23 protein-coding genes are annotated in these 17,303 nt (G+C 66.9%); 22 read left to right on the top strand and 1 reads right to left on the bottom strand.

What is annotated here, in order from left to right; translation table 11 throughout:
- Positions 1 to 13: 13 nt before the first annotated feature.
- From F784_RS0100245 to F784_RS0100140, 22 genes are all read left to right on the top strand, one after another.
- Positions 14 to 1,588 carry a hypothetical protein gene (locus tag F784_RS0100245; protein WP_019584667.1) on the top strand — a complete coding sequence of 525 codons (1,575 nt, stop codon included), beginning with the start codon at positions 14 to 16 and terminating at the stop codon, positions 1,586 to 1,588.
- Positions 1,589 to 1,595: 7 nt separating this feature from the next.
- Positions 1,596 to 2,225: a hypothetical protein gene (locus F784_RS0100240; protein ID WP_019584666.1), complete on the top strand. Its 630-nt coding sequence runs from the start codon at positions 1,596 to 1,598 to the stop codon at positions 2,223 to 2,225.
- On the top strand, positions 2,218 to 4,395 hold the full coding sequence (locus tag F784_RS0100235; protein WP_019584665.1) for a hypothetical protein: 2,178 nt from the start codon (positions 2,218 to 2,220) through the stop codon (positions 4,393 to 4,395). Before F784_RS0100240 ends, F784_RS0100235 begins: the two co-directional genes overlap by 8 nt.
- A 54-nt stretch (positions 4,396 to 4,449) precedes the next feature.
- The gene (locus F784_RS0100230) at positions 4,450 to 4,824 is read left to right on the top strand and encodes a hypothetical protein (protein WP_019584664.1); all 375 of its coding nucleotides are present in this window, start codon (positions 4,450 to 4,452) and stop codon (positions 4,822 to 4,824) included.
- Complete coding sequence (locus F784_RS22025; RefSeq protein ID WP_019584663.1) at positions 4,821 to 6,254, top strand: hypothetical protein; 1,434 nt, start codon at positions 4,821 to 4,823, stop codon at positions 6,252 to 6,254. Before F784_RS0100230 ends, F784_RS22025 begins: the two co-directional genes overlap by 4 nt.
- Positions 6,247 to 7,899: a hypothetical protein gene (locus F784_RS0100220; RefSeq protein ID WP_019584662.1), complete on the top strand. Its 1,653-nt coding sequence runs from the start codon at positions 6,247 to 6,249 to the stop codon at positions 7,897 to 7,899. Before F784_RS22025 ends, F784_RS0100220 begins: the two co-directional genes overlap by 8 nt.
- A 73-nt stretch (positions 7,900 to 7,972) precedes the next feature.
- Positions 7,973 to 8,377 carry a hypothetical protein gene (locus tag F784_RS0100215; protein ID WP_019584661.1) on the top strand — a complete coding sequence of 135 codons (405 nt, stop codon included), beginning with the start codon at positions 7,973 to 7,975 and terminating at the stop codon, positions 8,375 to 8,377.
- Positions 8,374 to 8,679 (top strand): hypothetical protein, encoded by a 306-nt coding sequence (locus tag F784_RS0100210; RefSeq protein WP_019584660.1) that lies wholly within the window; start codon positions 8,374 to 8,376, stop codon positions 8,677 to 8,679. Before F784_RS0100215 ends, F784_RS0100210 begins: the two co-directional genes overlap by 4 nt.
- Before the next feature lie 9 nt (positions 8,680 to 8,688).
- Positions 8,689 to 9,180 carry a hypothetical protein gene (locus F784_RS0100205; protein ID WP_019584659.1) on the top strand — a complete coding sequence of 164 codons (492 nt, stop codon included), beginning with the start codon at positions 8,689 to 8,691 and terminating at the stop codon, positions 9,178 to 9,180.
- Positions 9,181 to 9,182: 2 nt separating this feature from the next.
- Positions 9,183 to 10,133, top strand: a complete 951-nt coding sequence (locus F784_RS0100200) for a hypothetical protein (protein ID WP_040382219.1) — start codon at positions 9,183 to 9,185, stop codon at positions 10,131 to 10,133.
- On the top strand, positions 10,097 to 10,612 hold the full coding sequence (locus F784_RS0100195; protein ID WP_157464916.1) for a hypothetical protein: 516 nt from the start codon (positions 10,097 to 10,099) through the stop codon (positions 10,610 to 10,612). Before F784_RS0100200 ends, F784_RS0100195 begins: the two co-directional genes overlap by 37 nt.
- 120 nt (positions 10,613 to 10,732) lie before the next feature.
- Positions 10,733 to 12,349: a hypothetical protein gene (locus tag F784_RS24325; RefSeq protein ID WP_019584656.1), complete on the top strand. Its 1,617-nt coding sequence runs from the start codon at positions 10,733 to 10,735 to the stop codon at positions 12,347 to 12,349.
- 19 nt (positions 12,350 to 12,368) lie between these two features.
- Positions 12,369 to 12,743, top strand: coding sequence for a hypothetical protein (locus F784_RS0100185; RefSeq protein ID WP_019584655.1), 375 nt, complete (start codon positions 12,369 to 12,371; stop codon positions 12,741 to 12,743).
- Positions 12,740 to 13,189, top strand: coding sequence for a hypothetical protein (locus F784_RS0100180; protein WP_019584654.1), 450 nt, complete (start codon positions 12,740 to 12,742; stop codon positions 13,187 to 13,189). Before F784_RS0100185 ends, F784_RS0100180 begins: the two co-directional genes overlap by 4 nt.
- On the top strand, positions 13,176 to 13,610 hold the full coding sequence (locus tag F784_RS0100175) for a coiled-coil domain-containing protein (RefSeq protein WP_019584653.1): 435 nt from the start codon (positions 13,176 to 13,178) through the stop codon (positions 13,608 to 13,610). Before F784_RS0100180 ends, F784_RS0100175 begins: the two co-directional genes overlap by 14 nt.
- On the top strand, positions 13,607 to 14,242 hold the full coding sequence (locus F784_RS22015) for an N-acetylmuramoyl-L-alanine amidase (RefSeq protein WP_019584652.1): 636 nt from the start codon (positions 13,607 to 13,609) through the stop codon (positions 14,240 to 14,242). Before F784_RS0100175 ends, F784_RS22015 begins: the two co-directional genes overlap by 4 nt.
- Before the next feature lie 10 nt (positions 14,243 to 14,252).
- Entirely contained in the window at positions 14,253 to 14,423 is a 171-nt protein-coding gene (locus tag F784_RS25790) for a hypothetical protein (RefSeq protein WP_019584651.1), read from the top strand.
- A 61-nt stretch (positions 14,424 to 14,484) separates the two neighbouring features.
- Positions 14,485 to 14,985 carry a hypothetical protein gene (locus F784_RS0100160; RefSeq protein ID WP_019584650.1) on the top strand — a complete coding sequence of 167 codons (501 nt, stop codon included), beginning with the start codon at positions 14,485 to 14,487 and terminating at the stop codon, positions 14,983 to 14,985.
- 57 nt (positions 14,986 to 15,042) lie between these two features.
- The gene (locus F784_RS0100155) at positions 15,043 to 15,240 is read left to right on the top strand and encodes a hypothetical protein (RefSeq protein WP_019584649.1); all 198 of its coding nucleotides are present in this window, start codon (positions 15,043 to 15,045) and stop codon (positions 15,238 to 15,240) included.
- Between the two features lies 1 nt (position 15,241).
- Positions 15,242 to 15,610: a hypothetical protein gene (locus F784_RS0100150; RefSeq protein WP_019584648.1), complete on the top strand. Its 369-nt coding sequence runs from the start codon at positions 15,242 to 15,244 to the stop codon at positions 15,608 to 15,610.
- Complete coding sequence (locus tag F784_RS22010; protein WP_019584647.1) at positions 15,607 to 16,392, top strand: hypothetical protein; 786 nt, start codon at positions 15,607 to 15,609, stop codon at positions 16,390 to 16,392. The genes F784_RS0100150 and F784_RS22010 overlap by 4 nt, the downstream gene beginning before the upstream one ends.
- A gap of 110 nt (positions 16,393 to 16,502) precedes the next feature.
- On the top strand, positions 16,503 to 16,889 hold the full coding sequence (locus F784_RS0100140; protein WP_157464915.1) for a VOC family protein: 387 nt from the start codon (positions 16,503 to 16,505) through the stop codon (positions 16,887 to 16,889).
- An 80-nt stretch (positions 16,890 to 16,969) separates the two neighbouring features.
- Here F784_RS0100140 and F784_RS0100135 read toward each other — a convergent pair whose 3' ends face one another.
- Positions 16,970 to 17,230, bottom strand: a complete 261-nt coding sequence (locus F784_RS0100135) for a hypothetical protein (RefSeq protein WP_019584645.1) — start codon at positions 17,228 to 17,230, stop codon at positions 16,970 to 16,972.
- Between the last annotated feature and the right edge of the window lie 73 nt (positions 17,231 to 17,303).

Here is a 17,303-nt window from a genome sequence, read left to right as displayed (position 1 = left end):
AAGGAGGTGACTCTTGGCACCTGACCTGACCTGGAGGCTTCATGTCTGGACGCCCCTCGGGGCTGGCCCGCGCGTCATCGACCGGGACGAGAGCTTCATCCTCTCGGAAGGACTGCGGATGCGGGTCACTCCCGACGGCGACTGTCAGGAGGCCAGTTTCACGGCCAAAGGGGCGGGCATCCAGATCCCGCCCCTTTCCACGGTGCAGTTCCAGTACCTGAACCCTCAGGGCAACACCTGGGACAACCTTTTCTACGGTGAGGTCAGGCAGGGGGGCAACAAGCGGGACGTGCTGGGCGAGGGCTACATTCTGCGCTCGCTGGCCTTGCGGCTGCGCGAGATCACTCTCCCCGTGAACTTCACCACCCCCAAACAGGCCGCCCACCTGACGGTCCGGGCTGTCATCCAGGCGGCCATCGGTTCCAGCCAGCTCGGCACGCCAAGCCTGATCGGGTATGACCCAGTGCTGTGCCCGGACCTGGGGTTCGACTGCCGCCCGATCACCCGCGCGAATGGGCAGGACCCGTACGACGTCCTGGAACAGATTCGGCAGGACGGCTCAGGCATGGGGGTCCAGATCGCCTTCGGGGTGAACCCGGACGGAATGTTCTTCTGTGCCCCCGCCCGCACCTTTTCTGTGGAGGTGCTCGACGCCGACCTCGTCGACTGGAAATGGCTCCCCCCCACGGCCGAGAAACCCTGCACGGTGGTGGAGTGGTACGCCGGGCAGCGGCAGGACGGGGAATGGTTCACCTACCGCAGTTACTCGGATCAGGTCGGCTATTACGGCTACCGGGTCCAGCGGGAGACCGCCCCGAACGATCCGCGCCTGTGGCTCCCCGCCGCGGGTGCCTACGGGTGGTATACGAGCCCTGCGGCCAACACCTGGACGCCGGTCTCCCCTCAGCCCTCGTTCAACCCTGGCCCCCTTCAGGACAGCCAGGTCAGCCCTACGGACCCCGCCATCACACAGACCCTCCCAGCGGCGTTCGGGGAGCTGCGCTTCACTTCCGACAACCCCATCCACCGGGTGGTGTATGCCGGGTCCATCCTCAGTGTCACCGGGAGTAGCACAGGGCCCGTAGCCCTGCGGCTGGTCGGGATCACGGAGTCGGGCGAGGGAACGACGTTCAGGATCAACGAACACGGGGCGGGGTACGTCGCGGCCACCAGCTACCCACTCGACGAGATCCTGGGCTACGGGCTGCGGACCGTCGCCCTCCGAAACGCTCTCGCCCTGGGGGACGCGACGAGCGTGAATTTCAGTCTCCAGGAGTTCCTGCCCGAGCGCCTCAACACGGAGCTGCTCGACCGGCTGGCCCAGTCCTACTACCGCCTGCCCGCTCAGGAGCCAGCCGACATCGAGATGAACAAATACCGCACGCCGGACGAACTGGGGGGGCGGATCGTGTACGGGGACTACAACCACGCGGTCGAGGCGTGGGAATACCGGCTCACCACCGAGCGAGGCCTCACCCTCGCCGCACTCGTCGGGCAGGCGGACGACCCGCGACTGCTCGCTCAGGCCGAACTCATCAAGGACCGGGATCGCCGGGCGGTCATTCAGGCCATCACGGCGCCCACGTAGGAGGCCCATGGCTGTGCCCGAACTCACCTACGTCAACCTGCGAGATCCCGCCACCTGGCGGGACTTGTCTTTTGAACTCCGGGATCAGGCGGGCAACTCGCTCTTCGCCCTCCCGCCCACCGTCGGGTTGAGGGAGGAGATGGGGGACTCCGACCCGTACACCTGGCAACGCTCGCCGGGGAGTGGCAAATTCTTCCCGCTGGGTGACGGGTTACCTACCACCCGCCCCACGACGCTGCTCACCGGCCAGTACGCCTATCCCACCGTCGATCTGGCCCTCAGCCATACCGCCACGATCCATGAGCGGATGCCCCTGGCCCGGTCGTTGTACTGGCGCGGCCTGTTCATTTCCGCCCTCGACGCGACCTGGCCCGGTTCCGCGCTGATCGCCAGCAGGGACCGCCTGACGGTGACCAGCTTCAACGTCACGCTCAACACCGTGACCCGCTTAACCCGGGCGAACCTCGCCGCGAGTGCGGACTACCCCCTGGGCAAGTTCCGTATCACGGGGCAGGGGCCCGGGTATGCCCTCGTCGAGCCACTGGACGGCGTGACGGTCACGCAGGGAACTCTCGTGCTGGAAGGCCCGGACGGGCAGACCTTCCCCTTCAACACCCTGGAGGCCAACGGTGGCTAAGGTAGTAACCGACGACAACATCAGCTTCCAGAGCTTCAAGGACGCGACCGCCGCTGCCCGTGCCGAGGCGAACCTTGCCAAGGCCGAACGCGAGCTGATCACCACCGCCCGCCTCGCCCTTCCCGGCCAGGTGGACACGATCCTCGCCCCCAAACTCTCCAACGCCGACGCCGTCACGAACCTCGCCAACCAGCGCCTCAACCTCACCGGCACCGTCGCTGGCGACGGGGATCTCACGGGGAAGCCAGCCGGGACGTACCGCTCCGGGGCGCGGCTGGTCGTCTGGAACGGCACGGCGATCACGAGCGCGAGCGATCCTCTGCCCAGCGCGTCCAGCGTCGCTGACATAGCGCTCGCCGCCTCCCAGGCCATGATCGTCGCGGGGATGGCACGGGCTTATGAGTCGCGCACGACGGACAACCCCCGCAACCCGACAGCAGGGGAACTCGCCCTCGTGCCCAACCCGGTCGGCAGCAAGCGGACGGCGGATGGGGGACTCCAGCCCTTGAAATGGAGCAACACCTCGAATGCCTGGGTGGCGGACGGGGCGGCCCTGGGCGCGGGGGGGGGAGGGACGGTGGACGCCACCGTGCGCTCGGCCATCGGGAACACCGCCCTCACCGCCCTCGCCACCAAGGGGCAGGCCGACGGCCCGCAGTTCGTGGACGGCTCCCGCTGGCTGTGGCGGGCGGGCGGGATAGCCAACGGGGGCACCGTCGTGGCTGCGTCGGGGAGCGGCTACTGGGTGCGTGAGTTCGTGGGCGCAGTCTCGCCGCTGTGGTGGGGAGCCGAATTCGACGGCGTGGCGGACGACACGGCGGCGATCCAAGCGGCGATCAATTACGCGGCGGACAACGGCGCGGTCTGTCAGCTGCCCGGCGGGACGGCCACGGTCACGCAGCTCCGGTTGCGAGGCATGGTGCGGGGAAGCGGGGCGAGCCGGACCATCCTCAAGCGCAAGGCCAGCGGGGCCGTTCAGCCCTACAAGGTCGTGGTGGGCAGCGTCACTCACACCTTCTCCCCCACCGTCGTGCTGGCTGCGTTCGGGTGGTACGGGGATTTCGAGGTCCAGGGTAACGGCCCCTACCTGTTCAGCAACGTGCTGAACAACCTCTCAGAACTCGGTCCCCAGCAGGACGGGGTGTTGTGCCTGAATCCGGGCGTGTTCGATGGGGTGGGGAACGCAGGGAGTGATCCCGCCGTGTCCCGGCTGCACGTGGAAAAGCTCCGCGTGGCGCAGTTCTACGGCGCGGGGCTGGCCCTGGTGAACGTGTTCGACTCGGAATTCGTGGGATGCCACGTGGAGAACTGCGGGATGCCCACGGCGCTGCCGGGGCAGTACATGACACAGCCGACTGCCAAAACTCAGGTGATGCTCCTGGGGACGATGGGCGACACCACCAACGAAACCTCATTTTTCGGGCTCCAGTCCGAACGTCCCTACGTGATTCGGGGCACCACGCCGGTCCCGCAGCCCTGGAACATCTACCTGCACAACGTGCTGAGCATCCGCATCTATGGCCTGCACGCGGAGTCCTATGCCGATTCGCCCTGGGTCACGGTGCTGGGGATCAGTGCCCAGGGCGTCGAGGGGAGCGGGTGGAGGATCGATAAGGACAGCTACCCGGCGGTGGCGGTCACGGGCGGCGATACCTGGGATGTGTCGGGCGTGCGGACGAACGGTGACCTCGTGGTGGACAGTCTGTACGGCAAGTTCACCTTTGGCGGCTCGACGTTCGCCAACGTCCGCGCCTCTGGGCGCTGGGGGGCGGGAAGTACGCTGGATTTCAACGGCTGCCAGATTCGCAGTATGCGCGTGGACAGCACGGGCGGCACGGTCAACTACAACGGCGGCCAAGTGCGCGGCGGGTCGGACTGGGGTGGGGGCAAGACGGCGGGGGTATACGTGATCGGGGACAACACCCTCAACCTCAACACGGTGATTAACACCTCCGCCGCCGGATACACCGGGGTCCTGTGGGATGCCGGGGCTGGGCGCTTCATCTCCGGGAGCTGTCAGGTACTGAGTGGTGCGGCACCCGCCGTGAACTACAACGGCACCGCAGGCCTGACCGGGCGACTGGTGACGGGACCGGCCAGCGGCCTGACGGCGAGCAGCACGGCGGCGGAGGTGGTGGCAGCGCTGCAAGCGGTGGGGCTGGCGACCTGACCCCGACCCAACTCAGGCCTCGCCCAGAGCGAGGCCTTTTCCCTTGGAGGTCTCATGGGAGTTCTTGACGACTTGCGGATCAAGCTTCTGGATCACCAGTACCGGCTGATCCAGAGGATGATCCATTACCGAATAGACCCCGTCACCGGGGACGCTGTGCCCTCGGCAGGTGGGGCCTGCACGGCGACCTACCCCCCGCAGGTCCTCACGGTCTCGACAACTGAGGTCGGCCTGACGGTTCCCAACGGGGCCAACCGCGCGCTCGTGTCCGTGAACGTGGGCTCTGCTCGCATGGGGTACAGCAACGCGGCGACGGCGAGCGTCCAGTCCTCGGTGAACCTCAAGGACGCCCAGCTCACTGCCCTGCGGCTGATCCGCGACGGGGCGAGCGACGCGACGGTGCGCGTGGACTACTGGAGGGAAGAATGATTCCTGGTTCCAGGCCGGGCACGGGCGGGTCGGGTCAGAGTGACTTCGACATCTGGAAGGCCCAGCCCGGCAACGAGACGAAGACGGAAGCGGATTACCTGGAGTTCCTGCGCGGCAAACCCGGACCCCGGGGCACGCAGATGTTCTACGGGACCACCACCCCGGCGAACCTCGCCGCCGTGTCGGGGGCCATCGCGGGGGACACCTACCTGAACACCGTCACGGGTGACCTGTACGAGCTGGGTGCGAGTCAGGTCAGCCTGCGGGTCAACCTGCGCGGCCCAGCCGGGGCGGCAACAGGCGCTGAGCCGCGGGGCACGGGTGGCACCATCGGGCGCATCACCACCCGAGCTCCCGGCACGCTGACCCGAACCGACCTGCTGCCAAGCGACACCGCAGACAAGTTCGATCCCGAGTACGTGGCGTTCATCGATGTGGACAACAAAGCCATCCGCCCGGGAGAGGTGGGGCGCGTCACGGGGCTGACCATGTTCCAGGCGGGGAAGCGGTACTACGTGGCGGTCCCCGCCTCCACCGGGGCACCCAACCTCGCCCAGGTGCCCGACACGCTGCCGGACGGCTGGCCCACGGCGAACGTGCTGAACGTCAACACCCGCTACTACCTGGCCTTGCGCTGTTTCTCGGATGGCACCGAGACGTATGTGAAGTTCATGCGGGACGCGACGGTGGCCGAGGCCCCCAACGTGGCTGCCCCCATCACCGTCCGCCAGCTGGACGTGGCGGGCCTGCCCTACAACACCGACCTCGTGACCGGGGGGCAGATGGTGCGCCTGCTCCAGATCGGCAGCAGTGGCGGATCGAACGCTCGCCTCCTCGCGGACAGCGACCTGGCAAATGCGAGCGCGGCCCCTTCGCCCATTCAAAAGGACGTAGGCGGCGGCGTGATGAAGGGCGTCTTTGTCCGGGTTCAGCCCTTCGGATTTTACGAACTCTGGATGCCCGCAGGCTGGCCGGATCAGGTGGGCGGCGAGGCGCTCATGGAGTTCCAGACGGACGGGACTGCCGACAATGCCAAGCCGTCCATTTTCTTCTCGTTCTCGGGAAGCGCGGTGGCGGGCACGCCGGGAATGCACCTGGCCGTCCAGGGGTACAACGGCAACTTCATCACCCACAAGATCGTGACCTCGGGCAATACCCAAAGCAGCGATACCGCAGTGGGCTCAGCTTCAGGCGTCGCGTGGACGGCCAACGAGTTGTGGAACATGCGGGTGAAGGTGACCTCCGCTGACAAGAAGGTGTACGCCCGCGCCTGGAAGACAGGCAGCGCCGAGCCAGCCACCTGGGGCATCAACGGCGTGGTGGCTGCCGACCTCGTCCTGGGGAAGTGGGGTTACCGCTTCAGGAACGGTGTAAGCCGCGTCACTCGTTTCGCGCTGGCCCCGGAAGGCGAGACGGCCACCTATGCCTGAGCAAGTCCTTTACATCGTGCTGGACCCGGCCACCGGACTGCGTGTGCTGCGTACAGCGGGGGACATTACGGCGGGCAACCTCAAGTACCTACGCTGGAAAGACAGCAGCGAGTACGGCAAGGAATACGTCACAGGCGACCCCAGCGCGGACTTAGGCAGGGCCATCCGGGTAGAAGCGTCCACCGGGCGCAGGCTGCCCAAGGGCAAACCCGGGAGTGACGGGGGGAGCAGTGGCACCCCACCCGGGGGTGGACCCGGCCCCATCGTCACCCCTCCCGGCTCCCAGATTCGCTCCCGCAACCCCGACGAACTCCAATGGGAGAGCATCACCCAGTCGTTGCGGTTCACGAATGCCAGCGTGGAAGCAGGCATCACTGACGGCACCTACCAACTCCAGACGGACGGCAGCGTGAAGATTCCAAAGCGCAACCTGTGGAGTCGCGTCATCGCCGTGCCGTGCATCTACGTTGACCCCTCCGTGACGAGGCTGCTGGATTTCGACGGGTGGTCACTGAGGGGTAGCGGGGCCACCGGGGGGACGGGCAAGGCTCCGCTGATCTATGGGGTAGGGAGCCGAATCCGGGTGAGAAATACCCTCGGTTTCGGGGGTCAGCCTATCCCCGGCGTCAAGGCGTACCCGAATCGCTTCATCGTGATCGAGGGGGCCAAGCGGGTTGAGATCATCTCCAATGAGATGTATAAGACCTCGGGCAACTATCTTCCCGGCTACAGCGGGGGGAATGGCCCGGATGACGGCCTCATCTTCCGGCAGAACTACGCCGAGGATTTGGACGGGCGTTACACCAACCCGGACGGCACGTGGACGGGGCTCGCCAACAACTCGGGGCACGAGCGTATCCAGATGCTTCAACTTACGGACTGGCGTGATTTCTACGCAGACATTGCGTTCAACCGGGTCAAGCAGAATCCCCTCTACGGCGCGGGCCACGAGGACATTTGGAACCTCTTCAACTCCTCCGGGACGGCTATCCGCAACCTCATCATCCGGGAGTTCTTGCTGGAAAACCTGGCGACCAGCGACCCGAACTTCGTGGCGAACCCGGCGACCTGGGAGCGGTACGGTTGGTACGCCGACAAGTCCGAGCGGGCCAGCAACAACGGTGGGGGGCTGACAGACGGTCCGGCGACCAACCCGGCGAACGTGCCGCACCATGTCGCCTTTGAAGATTTCGCCATCATCTCGTGCATGGGCAGCTACATGATCGCCATTGCTTCCGGGTGGAACAACGCCATCCGGCGCGGGACGATCGTTCACACCGGGGCGATCTACAACCCGCTCAACCCGAGGGGATACACGCTGCTGGGCAAGGTCAACCCCTCCTACGTGCTGGACTACTACAACGGCGAGAGCCCGGATCGGTGGTTCGGACATGTCTACGAGGACATGGTTGTGGGCGTACACCACGTTCGCAGCCAAAGCCTGACGTGGTATGACGGTGGCTTTTTGTCCTACCGCAGTTCGCCCCTTGTCGTCACCCAGCGCAATATCACCCGCCTGCCGCCCCCCGCCTCCGTTCCTGACGACGCCGGGATCATGGCGGGTCTCAAACGGCAGGACGACTACCGGGACGCCAAGCTGGCCGACTGGAAGGCCAGGAACATCCAGATCGGCGCGGCGGGCTGACCCTGCCCCACCTGAACCCCACCCCCCTGACGCCCCAGCCCCGCACCGGCTGGGGCGAACTCTTGGAGGTCCTATGCCGCCCTTCACTCTTGACCTGACCGGCGTGCGTGGCGACGGGTTCCTGCGGGATATCCCCCTCACGAAACGCGACCCCACCGACCCGACAGGCCAGCGCACCGTCCCCCTCGCGGTGGGCGAGGCGCAGGCCCTCAAGGACACCTACACGGTGATTCGGATGCAGGTCCGCAACCCGCAGGACAGCACCACCATCCTCCTCGACGCCAGCAGTGAGAACGGGGAGCTGTTCATCAAGCCGGACGCCGCGCCCGGCCCGGTGCTGAGCATCCGTATTCCCAGCACGAAAACGGCCACCGTTCTCAGTGCCCCGTATGACATGCAGTTCGATCACGAGGGCAGCCTGGGGCCGCTGACCTGGCTGCGGGGCAAGTTCAAGCTGACGGGAGACGTGACGCGGTGACGCTGGGCGACGTGCTGCCCGGAGTGCCGCGCGACCCGCGCCCCCTCGCTTCAGTGCTGGCTGGCGCTGCGCCTGCCGTGCTGGCCGCCGTTCCCCAGGCCGTCCCCGTGCTGGGCGGCATCATCCTCCCCGTCCCCGGCCCCCCAGGCCCTCCCGGCACGAACGAGGCCCTGCCCGCGCATGGCGACTACCCCGCTGGAACGGTACGGGAGCGGGTGGAGGCGTTGCAGGACCGCAAGGCGGAACGCACGGAAATAGACCTGTTCGACTTCGCCCTGTGGCTGGAAAACCAGCTCCTCTAGGAGACGCTTATGAGCCTGGAAACGAACCTGCGGAACTTCATCACGCGCGTCGGCACCGAGTTCAAGGCCATTCGCGCGATCACGGGCGACCCGGCCAACCTCACCACCACCCAAAAAAGCAATCTCGTCGCGGCCCTGAACGAGCTGAAAGCCGCACTTGCCAACGCCTCGGGGATCAACGACACCACGCCCGGCACGACCACGACCTACTCCAGCACCAAGATCGACGCGCAGATCAGCGCGGCCATCGCCGCCCTCGTGAACGGCGCCCCGACCGCGCTGGACACCCTGAAGGAACTGACTGACAAGCTCAGCAGCGAGGACAGCGTCATCGCGGCGATCACCACTGCCCTCGACAACCGCGTGCGCTTCGACGCCGCGCAGACGCTCACCGGCCCTCAGCAGGCGCAGGCCAGGACCAACATCGGCGCGGTGGCAGCCACGGACATCGGCAACTTCGACCGTGATCTTGTGGCGGACTTCAACGCCGCTCTGGTGTAAGCGTGAGCCAGGAATCCCGCCTGCAAGCCTTGGCGCAACGCATTGCGGCCGTCATCAAGCAGCGCGGCGTGCCTGCGGGCGGCGCGGTCGGCCAGCTCCTCCGCAAGGCGGGCGCGAGCGATTACGCGACCGGCTGGACGGACGCGCCGAACGTCCTGGGCTGGGCTGACCTGAAGAACCCGACCGCGCAGCCTGGCGGGCGCGCGTTCAATCGCTCGGTGACTATCGGCAGCATCATCCCCACCCCTGCCGGGCGCAGCGGAATGCGGGAAATTGGGAACATCTGCTACGACCCGACCGACCTCGTGACGCCCTACCGCCTGTACTACTCGGCCTATGTCGGCACGTACTCCGAGACGGCGCAAATCGAGGTGTTCATGGCGACCTCAGCGAACGGAGTGACGTGGACGCCTGGCACGACTCCCATCATCACCGCCCGGTACATCGAGGACCCCTACGTGGTCCTGACGCCGCAGGGCTGGGAGCTGTACGGCGAGGACAAGACGCAGCAACCCCAGAAGAACATCCGTATGTTCCGCTCGGCCAACGGCAAGGACGGCTGGACCGACCTGGGGTTTGCGGGCGTGCCGGTCAGCAACGTGGGCTCGGCCTGGAACGGCCAGGACGTGAGCAGCCCTGTCGTGTGGATGGAGGGCAGCCGCCGTTACTGTCTGTTCGAGGCTCGCACCGTGGGACAGGACGGCTGTATCGGACTGGCGTACTACGACGGCACCGACCCGACGCAACCGTGGACGCTTGCCAACAGCGGGCAGCCCGTCGCTATCGGCAACAACGCCACTTTTTTCGGGGCCAGGGCACCGACGGTGAAGTGGTCCAAATTGCTCGTGCCTGACGATCTCGTGCGGGTCGGCGGCGTGTATTACCTGCTCGCACACGGGCAGAGCATGGCGAACCGTTGGGTGCCCGTCCTGCTCGCCAGCACGACCTCCTGAACTGGAAAGACGTGCTGGGGCACGAGCTGACCAACAACACCGTTGCGGACGCGCCGAGCGAGACGTGGATGGTGGGCGACCCCGGCCTGGGCACCGTGTACTTCACTGACGGGGCCAACATCATCCTCGCCAGCACGCGCTACCAGGTGCCCGAGGTGGTCCGGCTGACGTACACCCCCAGTGTGACGACCCACCGCCTCCTGCTCAAGCCGGGCGTGCATACCTTCACCGAAGCGAGGTTTGATCGCACCTGGGATGTGAACGCCTCCGGCAGCCGGTTCGGCCAAGCCCGCTGGAAAGACTACGGGGGCGGGGACGGCGGGTTTGTCGGGCTGACGGGCGCGGACTGGAGCGCCTGGACGTTCCCATGGGTGCTGCAAGTCCCAAGCAACGCGGGCGGGGGAGAGGGGTACGTCCTTGATCTGCCCTGCACCCCGCCTACGGGTGGAGTGGCGACCGCGTTCCTCCTGAAGCTCTGACCTTCCCGCCCGTGCGCCGCTCCTCGGGGGGCGGCGTTCGCCTGTGAGGTTCTTGTGTCACCCCCCACACGACAGTGCGAGCAGTTCAGTTCCGGGCCCCTCGCCCGGGAGGAGAAGGGTATGAAGCGATTCCTGGTAGGACTGGTAGCGATCCTTGCAGCGTGCGGCACGGTGCCGCAGGAGACCCACGCGGGGCACCTGGAGATGCAGAGGCGCAAGCCGCGACCCCCGATCCCCACCCCGGCCCCTACCGTACAGCCCACGCTGGTCGCGGCCTACTGGCGGATGCAGGGCGAACTCCAGAAGTACGACAGCCTGCGGTACGCCCCCCGGCAGTTCAACGCCGGGCTGACCCTCGACCCGGGTGTGACCCATTTCGGGACGCAGACGATCAGCAACGCGGGGCAGTACGCGGGCTGGGATCACCTCGGCTTGCCGAATTCCTACACGGTCGCCATCGACACCTTCCAGCAGTTCGGCTTGAAGCTGAACCGGGCTGCACAGGTCGGGCTGATCTGGCGCGCGGGGAACTACCGCCCGAGCTGGTTGGGGAGTTGGACTGAGCGCGGCAGTGTCACCCTCACAAGCGGACGTACCTATCCCGTGTTCGTCAAGACGTTCCAGGCTGGGTCGGTTGACCTCCTGCCCATGAGTTACCCCAGCGAAACGGGCACGCAGTTCTCCAGCGTGATCGTCGGGGAGGCGAACGGCACCGGCAGCGCCGCGCCGAGCGTGCCCGCAGGGCAAACCCCTCCAGTGCCGAATCAGACCTGCCCAGCCTGGGTTCACGATCAGTACAAAGCCCTCGGGCCAGACGGGCAGATGTACCCCACCTGGCACCCACAGGTGGACCCGGTGTACTGGTGCTACTTCAGGCACGAGCACGGCTCTGACCCCAAGCTGGCCGGAGTGGGCGCCGATGGGAAACCGCTCTACCAGCCCCTCTACGGGTACACCGCTGCCCGGCATGGCATGACTGAGCCGCATGTGGGGTTCAAGAGCCACGTCTTCAAGGACCGGGTGACCGGGGTGTGGTGGAACGTGACCTACCACATGGGTGGGGCAGGTGCGGGCCGGATCTGCCAGCGGTATCACACCGCTGACCTCGGCGTGGTGGCAGGCGGGGTGCTGAAGGCCGACCTGCACCTGATGGGGGACTTCGGGCGGGCGCGGGTGTTCACGGCGCCTGGGGAGTTCGAGCTGATCTCCGGCTGCCCGGAGGACCAGGGCCAGATCCGCGACATGGGCAGCCGGACGCTGGGCGGGCCGAACACCGATGGGTATGAGCCGTGGGTGATCGATAACGAGTACAACGTGACCGGCTGGCACCCGGCCTTCTTCAGCGTCAAGACGAGCTTCCCACAGACCCGCTGCGCGGATGCGCCCGGCTGCACCACCCTCCAGAACTTGTATGCCCTCGATCCGATCCATACGGGCAGCGAGCGCCTGCTGGAGTTCGGCCCGAACACCCGCGTCACGGCGGGGGACCACGGGCAGAACAGCGGGGTGTTCTACACCGACCCGCATGGCGAGGGGTTTCTGCCCGCGACGGACGCGCACGCCACCCGGCAGTTCATCGCGCCCGGCTTCTCCAGTGCGACTACCCCGCCCGCCGACACGGACACTGGGTACTGCACGGCGCGGGACGCCTGGACCGTCGAGATCCGTTGTGACCTGCCGCTGTTCCTGACGGGGGACAAGAGCATCGAAGGCAGCCTGGGGGCTGACCCGAACTAGGACCCACAGGAGGTTCCCCATGCGAAGCCCACTCTGGGCCGCCCTGCTGATCGGGGCGGCCCTTTCCCTGCCCACTGCCTCCGCCCAGACCACGTACTGCCCGGTGCAAGTCATCCCGGACTACGTGCTCGGCTTCGCCTACCGTGCCCTCCTGCGGCTCGACCCCGCCTGCCCGCCGGGCGGAGTGGGGCGCGTTCGCAAGGTCAGCACCCTGAATTCGTACGGCCCCTTCGTGCCCCAGAAGCCCGGCGGCCTCCCGCAGTACGGCGGGGTCTGGGGGTGGAACCTCACGGCCATCTCTTCGTCCGTTCCTTCCCGTGAGCTGTGGACCACCTTGCACTGGGAATGGAATTACTGGGACGGGACGGACTGGCTCCCAGCGGAGGGACCATGACCTGGCACGAGACCTGGCGGCGCGGGGTCTCGGCTTCCCGCACCGGACTCGGGGGCCTTCACCTCGGGGTTGCCATCGTCTCCTTCCTTCGGCCCAACCTGGCGCTGATCGTCCCCAGTTATGCGGGGTTTCACGCCATCATGCCCACCATCTTCTGGGGGGTCACCGCCCTGACCATCGCCTTGGGCCTGTTGCTGATCCCGCGCGGCAAACCGCTGCTGATCCTGTGGCAGTTCGCCTCGGCCGTCTTCTTCATTCTGTTCAGCATTCTGGTCACGCAGGGGCCTTACGGGCTGACCTGGGGGAGCGTGGTGTACGGGGGGCTGGGGTTGTGGAGCTGCGTCCTGGCCTACTACACAGCGGACGACTGGTTCTGGCACAACCGCTGGCCGCAGCGGTTCCGGGTGTGGTTGACGAAGTGCTGGGGACACCGTGGGCGCTCCTGACCCCCACGCCTCCAGCAACGTTCTCGACGCGCTTAAGTACGCTGTCGGGTTGTTTGGGGGCAGCATCCTGACCGCCTTCGCCAAGAACTTCTTCACCACCGGGGGCCAGGATGCCCGTGAGTTTCGGCAGGAGTACCGCGAGGAGATCAAGCGGCTGCGCGAGGAACGGGCCAAGGATCAGGAGGAGATCGAGGAGCTGCGCGAGGACATTCGGGCGCTCCGCAGTGCGATGGAGGATCAGCGCCTCGCCCAGGAGCGCCAGATGCGCGAGTTGCATGTGCAGATCGAGCGCCTGACCACCCGCAGCCTGTACTACCTCACCGGCCGCAGCGAGGCGCGGGCTCTATTGCTCGCATTGGAAACCGAGTACGGGCGCCCGCCGAGGGTCTGGCCCGAAGACCCGAAAGAGGGAGGAACATGAAGATCGAACAAGTGCCCGCCCACAGCGGGAATTACACTCCGGGACGCCAGGGGACGCGGGTGGACCGTGTCGTGATCCACGTGGCCGACGGGACCCTGCGAGGCACGGCTGCCTGGTTCGCTGACCCTCAGTGCAACGTGTCGGCCCACTTCACCGTGGGTACGGACGGCACGGTGATCCAGAGCGTGCGGGAGAGCGACACCGCCTGGCACTCCGGAGAATGGGCCATGAACCTGCGCTCTGTCGGCATTGAGCACGAGGGACAGCCGAGCAAGGGGCCTTGGACCCCAAGCCCGGCCCAGCTCGCCGCCTCGGCGGAACTCGTGGCGGGGCTGTGCCAGCGGTACGGCATTCCCGCCGACCGGGTCCACCTCATCGCCCACAGCGAAGTGAACCCCAACCGGGCGGCCCGCAAGAACTGCCCCGGCCCCACCTGGCCGTGGGACGCCTATATAAAGGCCGTCCAGGCAGTGATGGCGCCCGCACCTGCCCACCAGCCTGACGCGCAGGACGCCCGGCCAGTGAGGCTCTTCAACCCGGAAACGAACACCCAGATCGGCGTGGGCACGCTTATCTCCGGTACCGACAAGGTTTACGTTACCCCCGACCCCCTCGCCGCCCTGCGGAAATAGGAGGCTCACCATGGACGGAAAGGAATTCCTCGACGCCATCGAGGAGGGTCTGGAAGCCCGCGCCGCGTACCGCGACAAGCGGCACACGGAAGGCGAGAAGCGCCGGGTGGAACAGGCAGAAGCGAGGCTCACCGCGCTGCTCGCCGCCCTGCGGCAACCCGCCGACGAACCTGCCCCCTAATCCTGCCCTCTCCCCGCCCCTGGCCCGCACCGGCCGGGGGCGCGTTCATTGGAGGTGCGTCATGAAGCGTTACTTCTCGTTTCTCGCTCTCTTCGTGCTGTTCGGCTCGGCCCTCGCCCAGGGAGACCCGGGGTCCGGCCTCACCTTCGACCCCGTCGGGTGGGGCAAGAGCCCGTACGCCTTCGGAGCGTTCCTGCTGCTGCTGATCGCGGCCATCAAGCGCGCGGCCGAGCAACCCCAGTATGCGAAGTACGGCCAGGTCATCGGGAACCCGTGGCTGTGGCGCTTCCTCGCGGTGCTGTTCGGGGAGGTTGGGAGTACGGGGCTGTACCTGGGCAAGTTCGGTGCGCAACTGCCCCTGTTCGGGCTGGACGTGCCATGGAGCGTTGCCTTCTTCGGCCTTGCCAGCGCCATCGTCGCTATGGGCTTCCGTGACTTGCTGAAGACGGTCATCGGTTGGATCACGGTGTACTGGGGGAACCGGAAAGGTACGCCCACTTCAGCCCCAGCACCCGAACCTTCAGGTCCCCCACCCCTCAGCGGTCTGGGGGACCTGAAGTAAGCCTGCTTTTCTCTGGGCCGCCCTGCTGGCTCTATCGCAGACTGAAGGGAGAACACCATGAACGAACTGCTGCAACTGCTGACCGGAATGCTGGGCGGCAAGGCGGGCTTCTCCGCCCAGGCCGTCCTGAAGCTCGCGCCGATCCTAGCGCCCATCGTGGCCGACCTGCGCGACGGTGACGCCCATCTCTCTCAGGAAAACCGCCTGAAGGTTCAGGAAGCGCTCGACGACCTGGAGCGCGGGGAGTTGATCTGACATGAAGAAGCTCGTGATCGCCGCTCTGCTGTTGTCCTCCTGTGCTCCCAGCCTGCAACTCGCCCAGCGGGAAAGCGCTTCGTTGGCGCGTGACGCTCAGGCCGTCGTGTTCAAGAACCCGGGCGAGACCACCGCTCAGGTGCCTACTGTGTTCCTGAGGGGCGCGGGCCTGAAGGTCAGCGCGGTCAATGAGGGGGTCGAGGTTTGCCGCGAGCGCGACCGCCCCGGACTGTGGGGGTGCAACCTGCCGGACGTGCCGGGCGGGAAACTGTTCCGCATCAGCGTCACAGCCGGGGCAGTGGAGAGCGGCAACGTGACCTTCTACCGCGAGGCCAGCGGGGCGCGGCCGATCTTCCTGCCCCTCGAATGACGCCCCGACTCGGCACGGCCTACTTCTCCAGCGAGGTAGGCCGTCACTTCGTTCAGGACCTCGACGACCTCGCCTGCTCTGGCTTCCAGACCGTGGTGTTCCCGCTTACCGAGGAGCAGCTCACCTACTCGCCGCGCCTGTTCAAGGATTACGTCTGGGCGGCGAGGGACCTGGGGCTGAGCCCGGTGCTGAGTCCCTGGGGGCTGGCCTCGTGTTTCGGTGGGGAAGGCCTCTCTGCCGTCTCCGGTCGGCAGGACCGTCTGACCGCTGTAGACCGCTGGCTCGAACTGGCCCTGAATGCCAGGCCGGACGCGATCATGCTCGACGAGCCGCGCGACCGCTTGACGGCGCGTGACCTCACGCCCACCCTCCGGGGCTGGGCCCAGCGGATCAGGGAACGCCAGACCCCCGTGTGGCTGTGCTACGAGCGGGGGCGCGTCCCGCATGCCTCACTGCTGCCGCTGCTGAGTTCCCTCGGCACCTCGGACTACGACTGGCGCACCACCCCGGAGGAGCAGGCCTCCGCGACACGTTCCGCCGCTGCGGAGGTGGGGGAGAGCACCCTCGCCTCGTCCCACCTGTGGGTGCGGGCGTTCGGGGTGGACCGGGCGCACCACAGTCACGCACTGGCGGCGCTGCGGGCGGCGCTGGCCTCCGGGGTGGACGACGTGCTGCTGTGGTCCTACCGGGGCGGCGAGGGGCGCGGGTGCCTGGCGAGCGAGGAGGCCTCCCGGCTGTGGGAGGAGCTACTGGAGCAGACTCGACCTATCGCCCGTCAGTGACGGTCCTTCGGCTGACCGCATACAGTACCGGCCAGGCAGAGGCGGGGTCTCCCAGCCCTTGGAGTACAGCAGCAAAAAGCAGCATGAGGCGTCGGCCTTTACAGTGGGTCGTGCCTGCCTCCCCTCTCCTGAATGTTCTAGATGGCGTGTTCCTGCACGTCCGTGATCTTCGCCATGCCGCTGCGTGGTACAGCGCCGTCTTCGACTTGCCGCTCAAGGAACACGAGCTCGCCCGGAACTACTACACCCTGAACGCGCCGGGGGAGCGCCCCTGGATCACGCTGGACGATCATGCCGCGGATCCCTCCTTCGTGTTCCAGCCCGCGCCCCACCCGGTCTGTACCTTCCTCGCGACGGACCTCGCCGCCGCCCAGGCCCGCCTGGTTGCTCTGGACGCGGGATGGGTCGGTGAGGTCACTCCCGTGCATCCCGGGCTGTCGTCCCTCCTGTTCCGGGATCCGGACGGGAACATGCTGATGGCCATCGAACGCAGGTAGCTAGCCCCGATACGTTCTGCTGTCGGCCAAGCAACGCCCCCCGCCCTGGCTTCGGCTGGTGGTAGGGGGCTTTTTGCGTGTCAGTCCTGCACCCTCGCCACCCACCACCCGCTGACCTCCTGCGGTGGGTCCGTCTCGTCAAACCTATGGACCTCCAACGTCAAGGCGCCACACTCCAGCAGCCAGCAATCCCGGCAGGGCTCCCCCAGCCACCAGCGCCCCCCGGCCCGCCAGGCGTCATGCTCTCGCGTGACCCGGTAAGTCCGGTTGCGCCAGCGCACCACGTGGGGCTTGCCCTGCCCGTCGAGCTCAACGCCGCACCGCTCCTGCACCGCGCGCATACGGGCAGGGTATCAGGCCGGGAGTCTGGGATACGTTCTCCCCCCAGGTCCCTGCCTATCATTACGGTATGAG

Source organism: Deinococcus apachensis DSM 19763 (assembly GCF_000381345.1).
Classification (GTDB): Bacteria; Deinococcota; Deinococci; order Deinococcales; family Deinococcaceae; genus Deinococcus; species Deinococcus apachensis.
The sequence above is the reverse complement of the archived record's forward strand: the minus strand, read 5'-3'. Positions and strand labels throughout refer to the sequence as shown.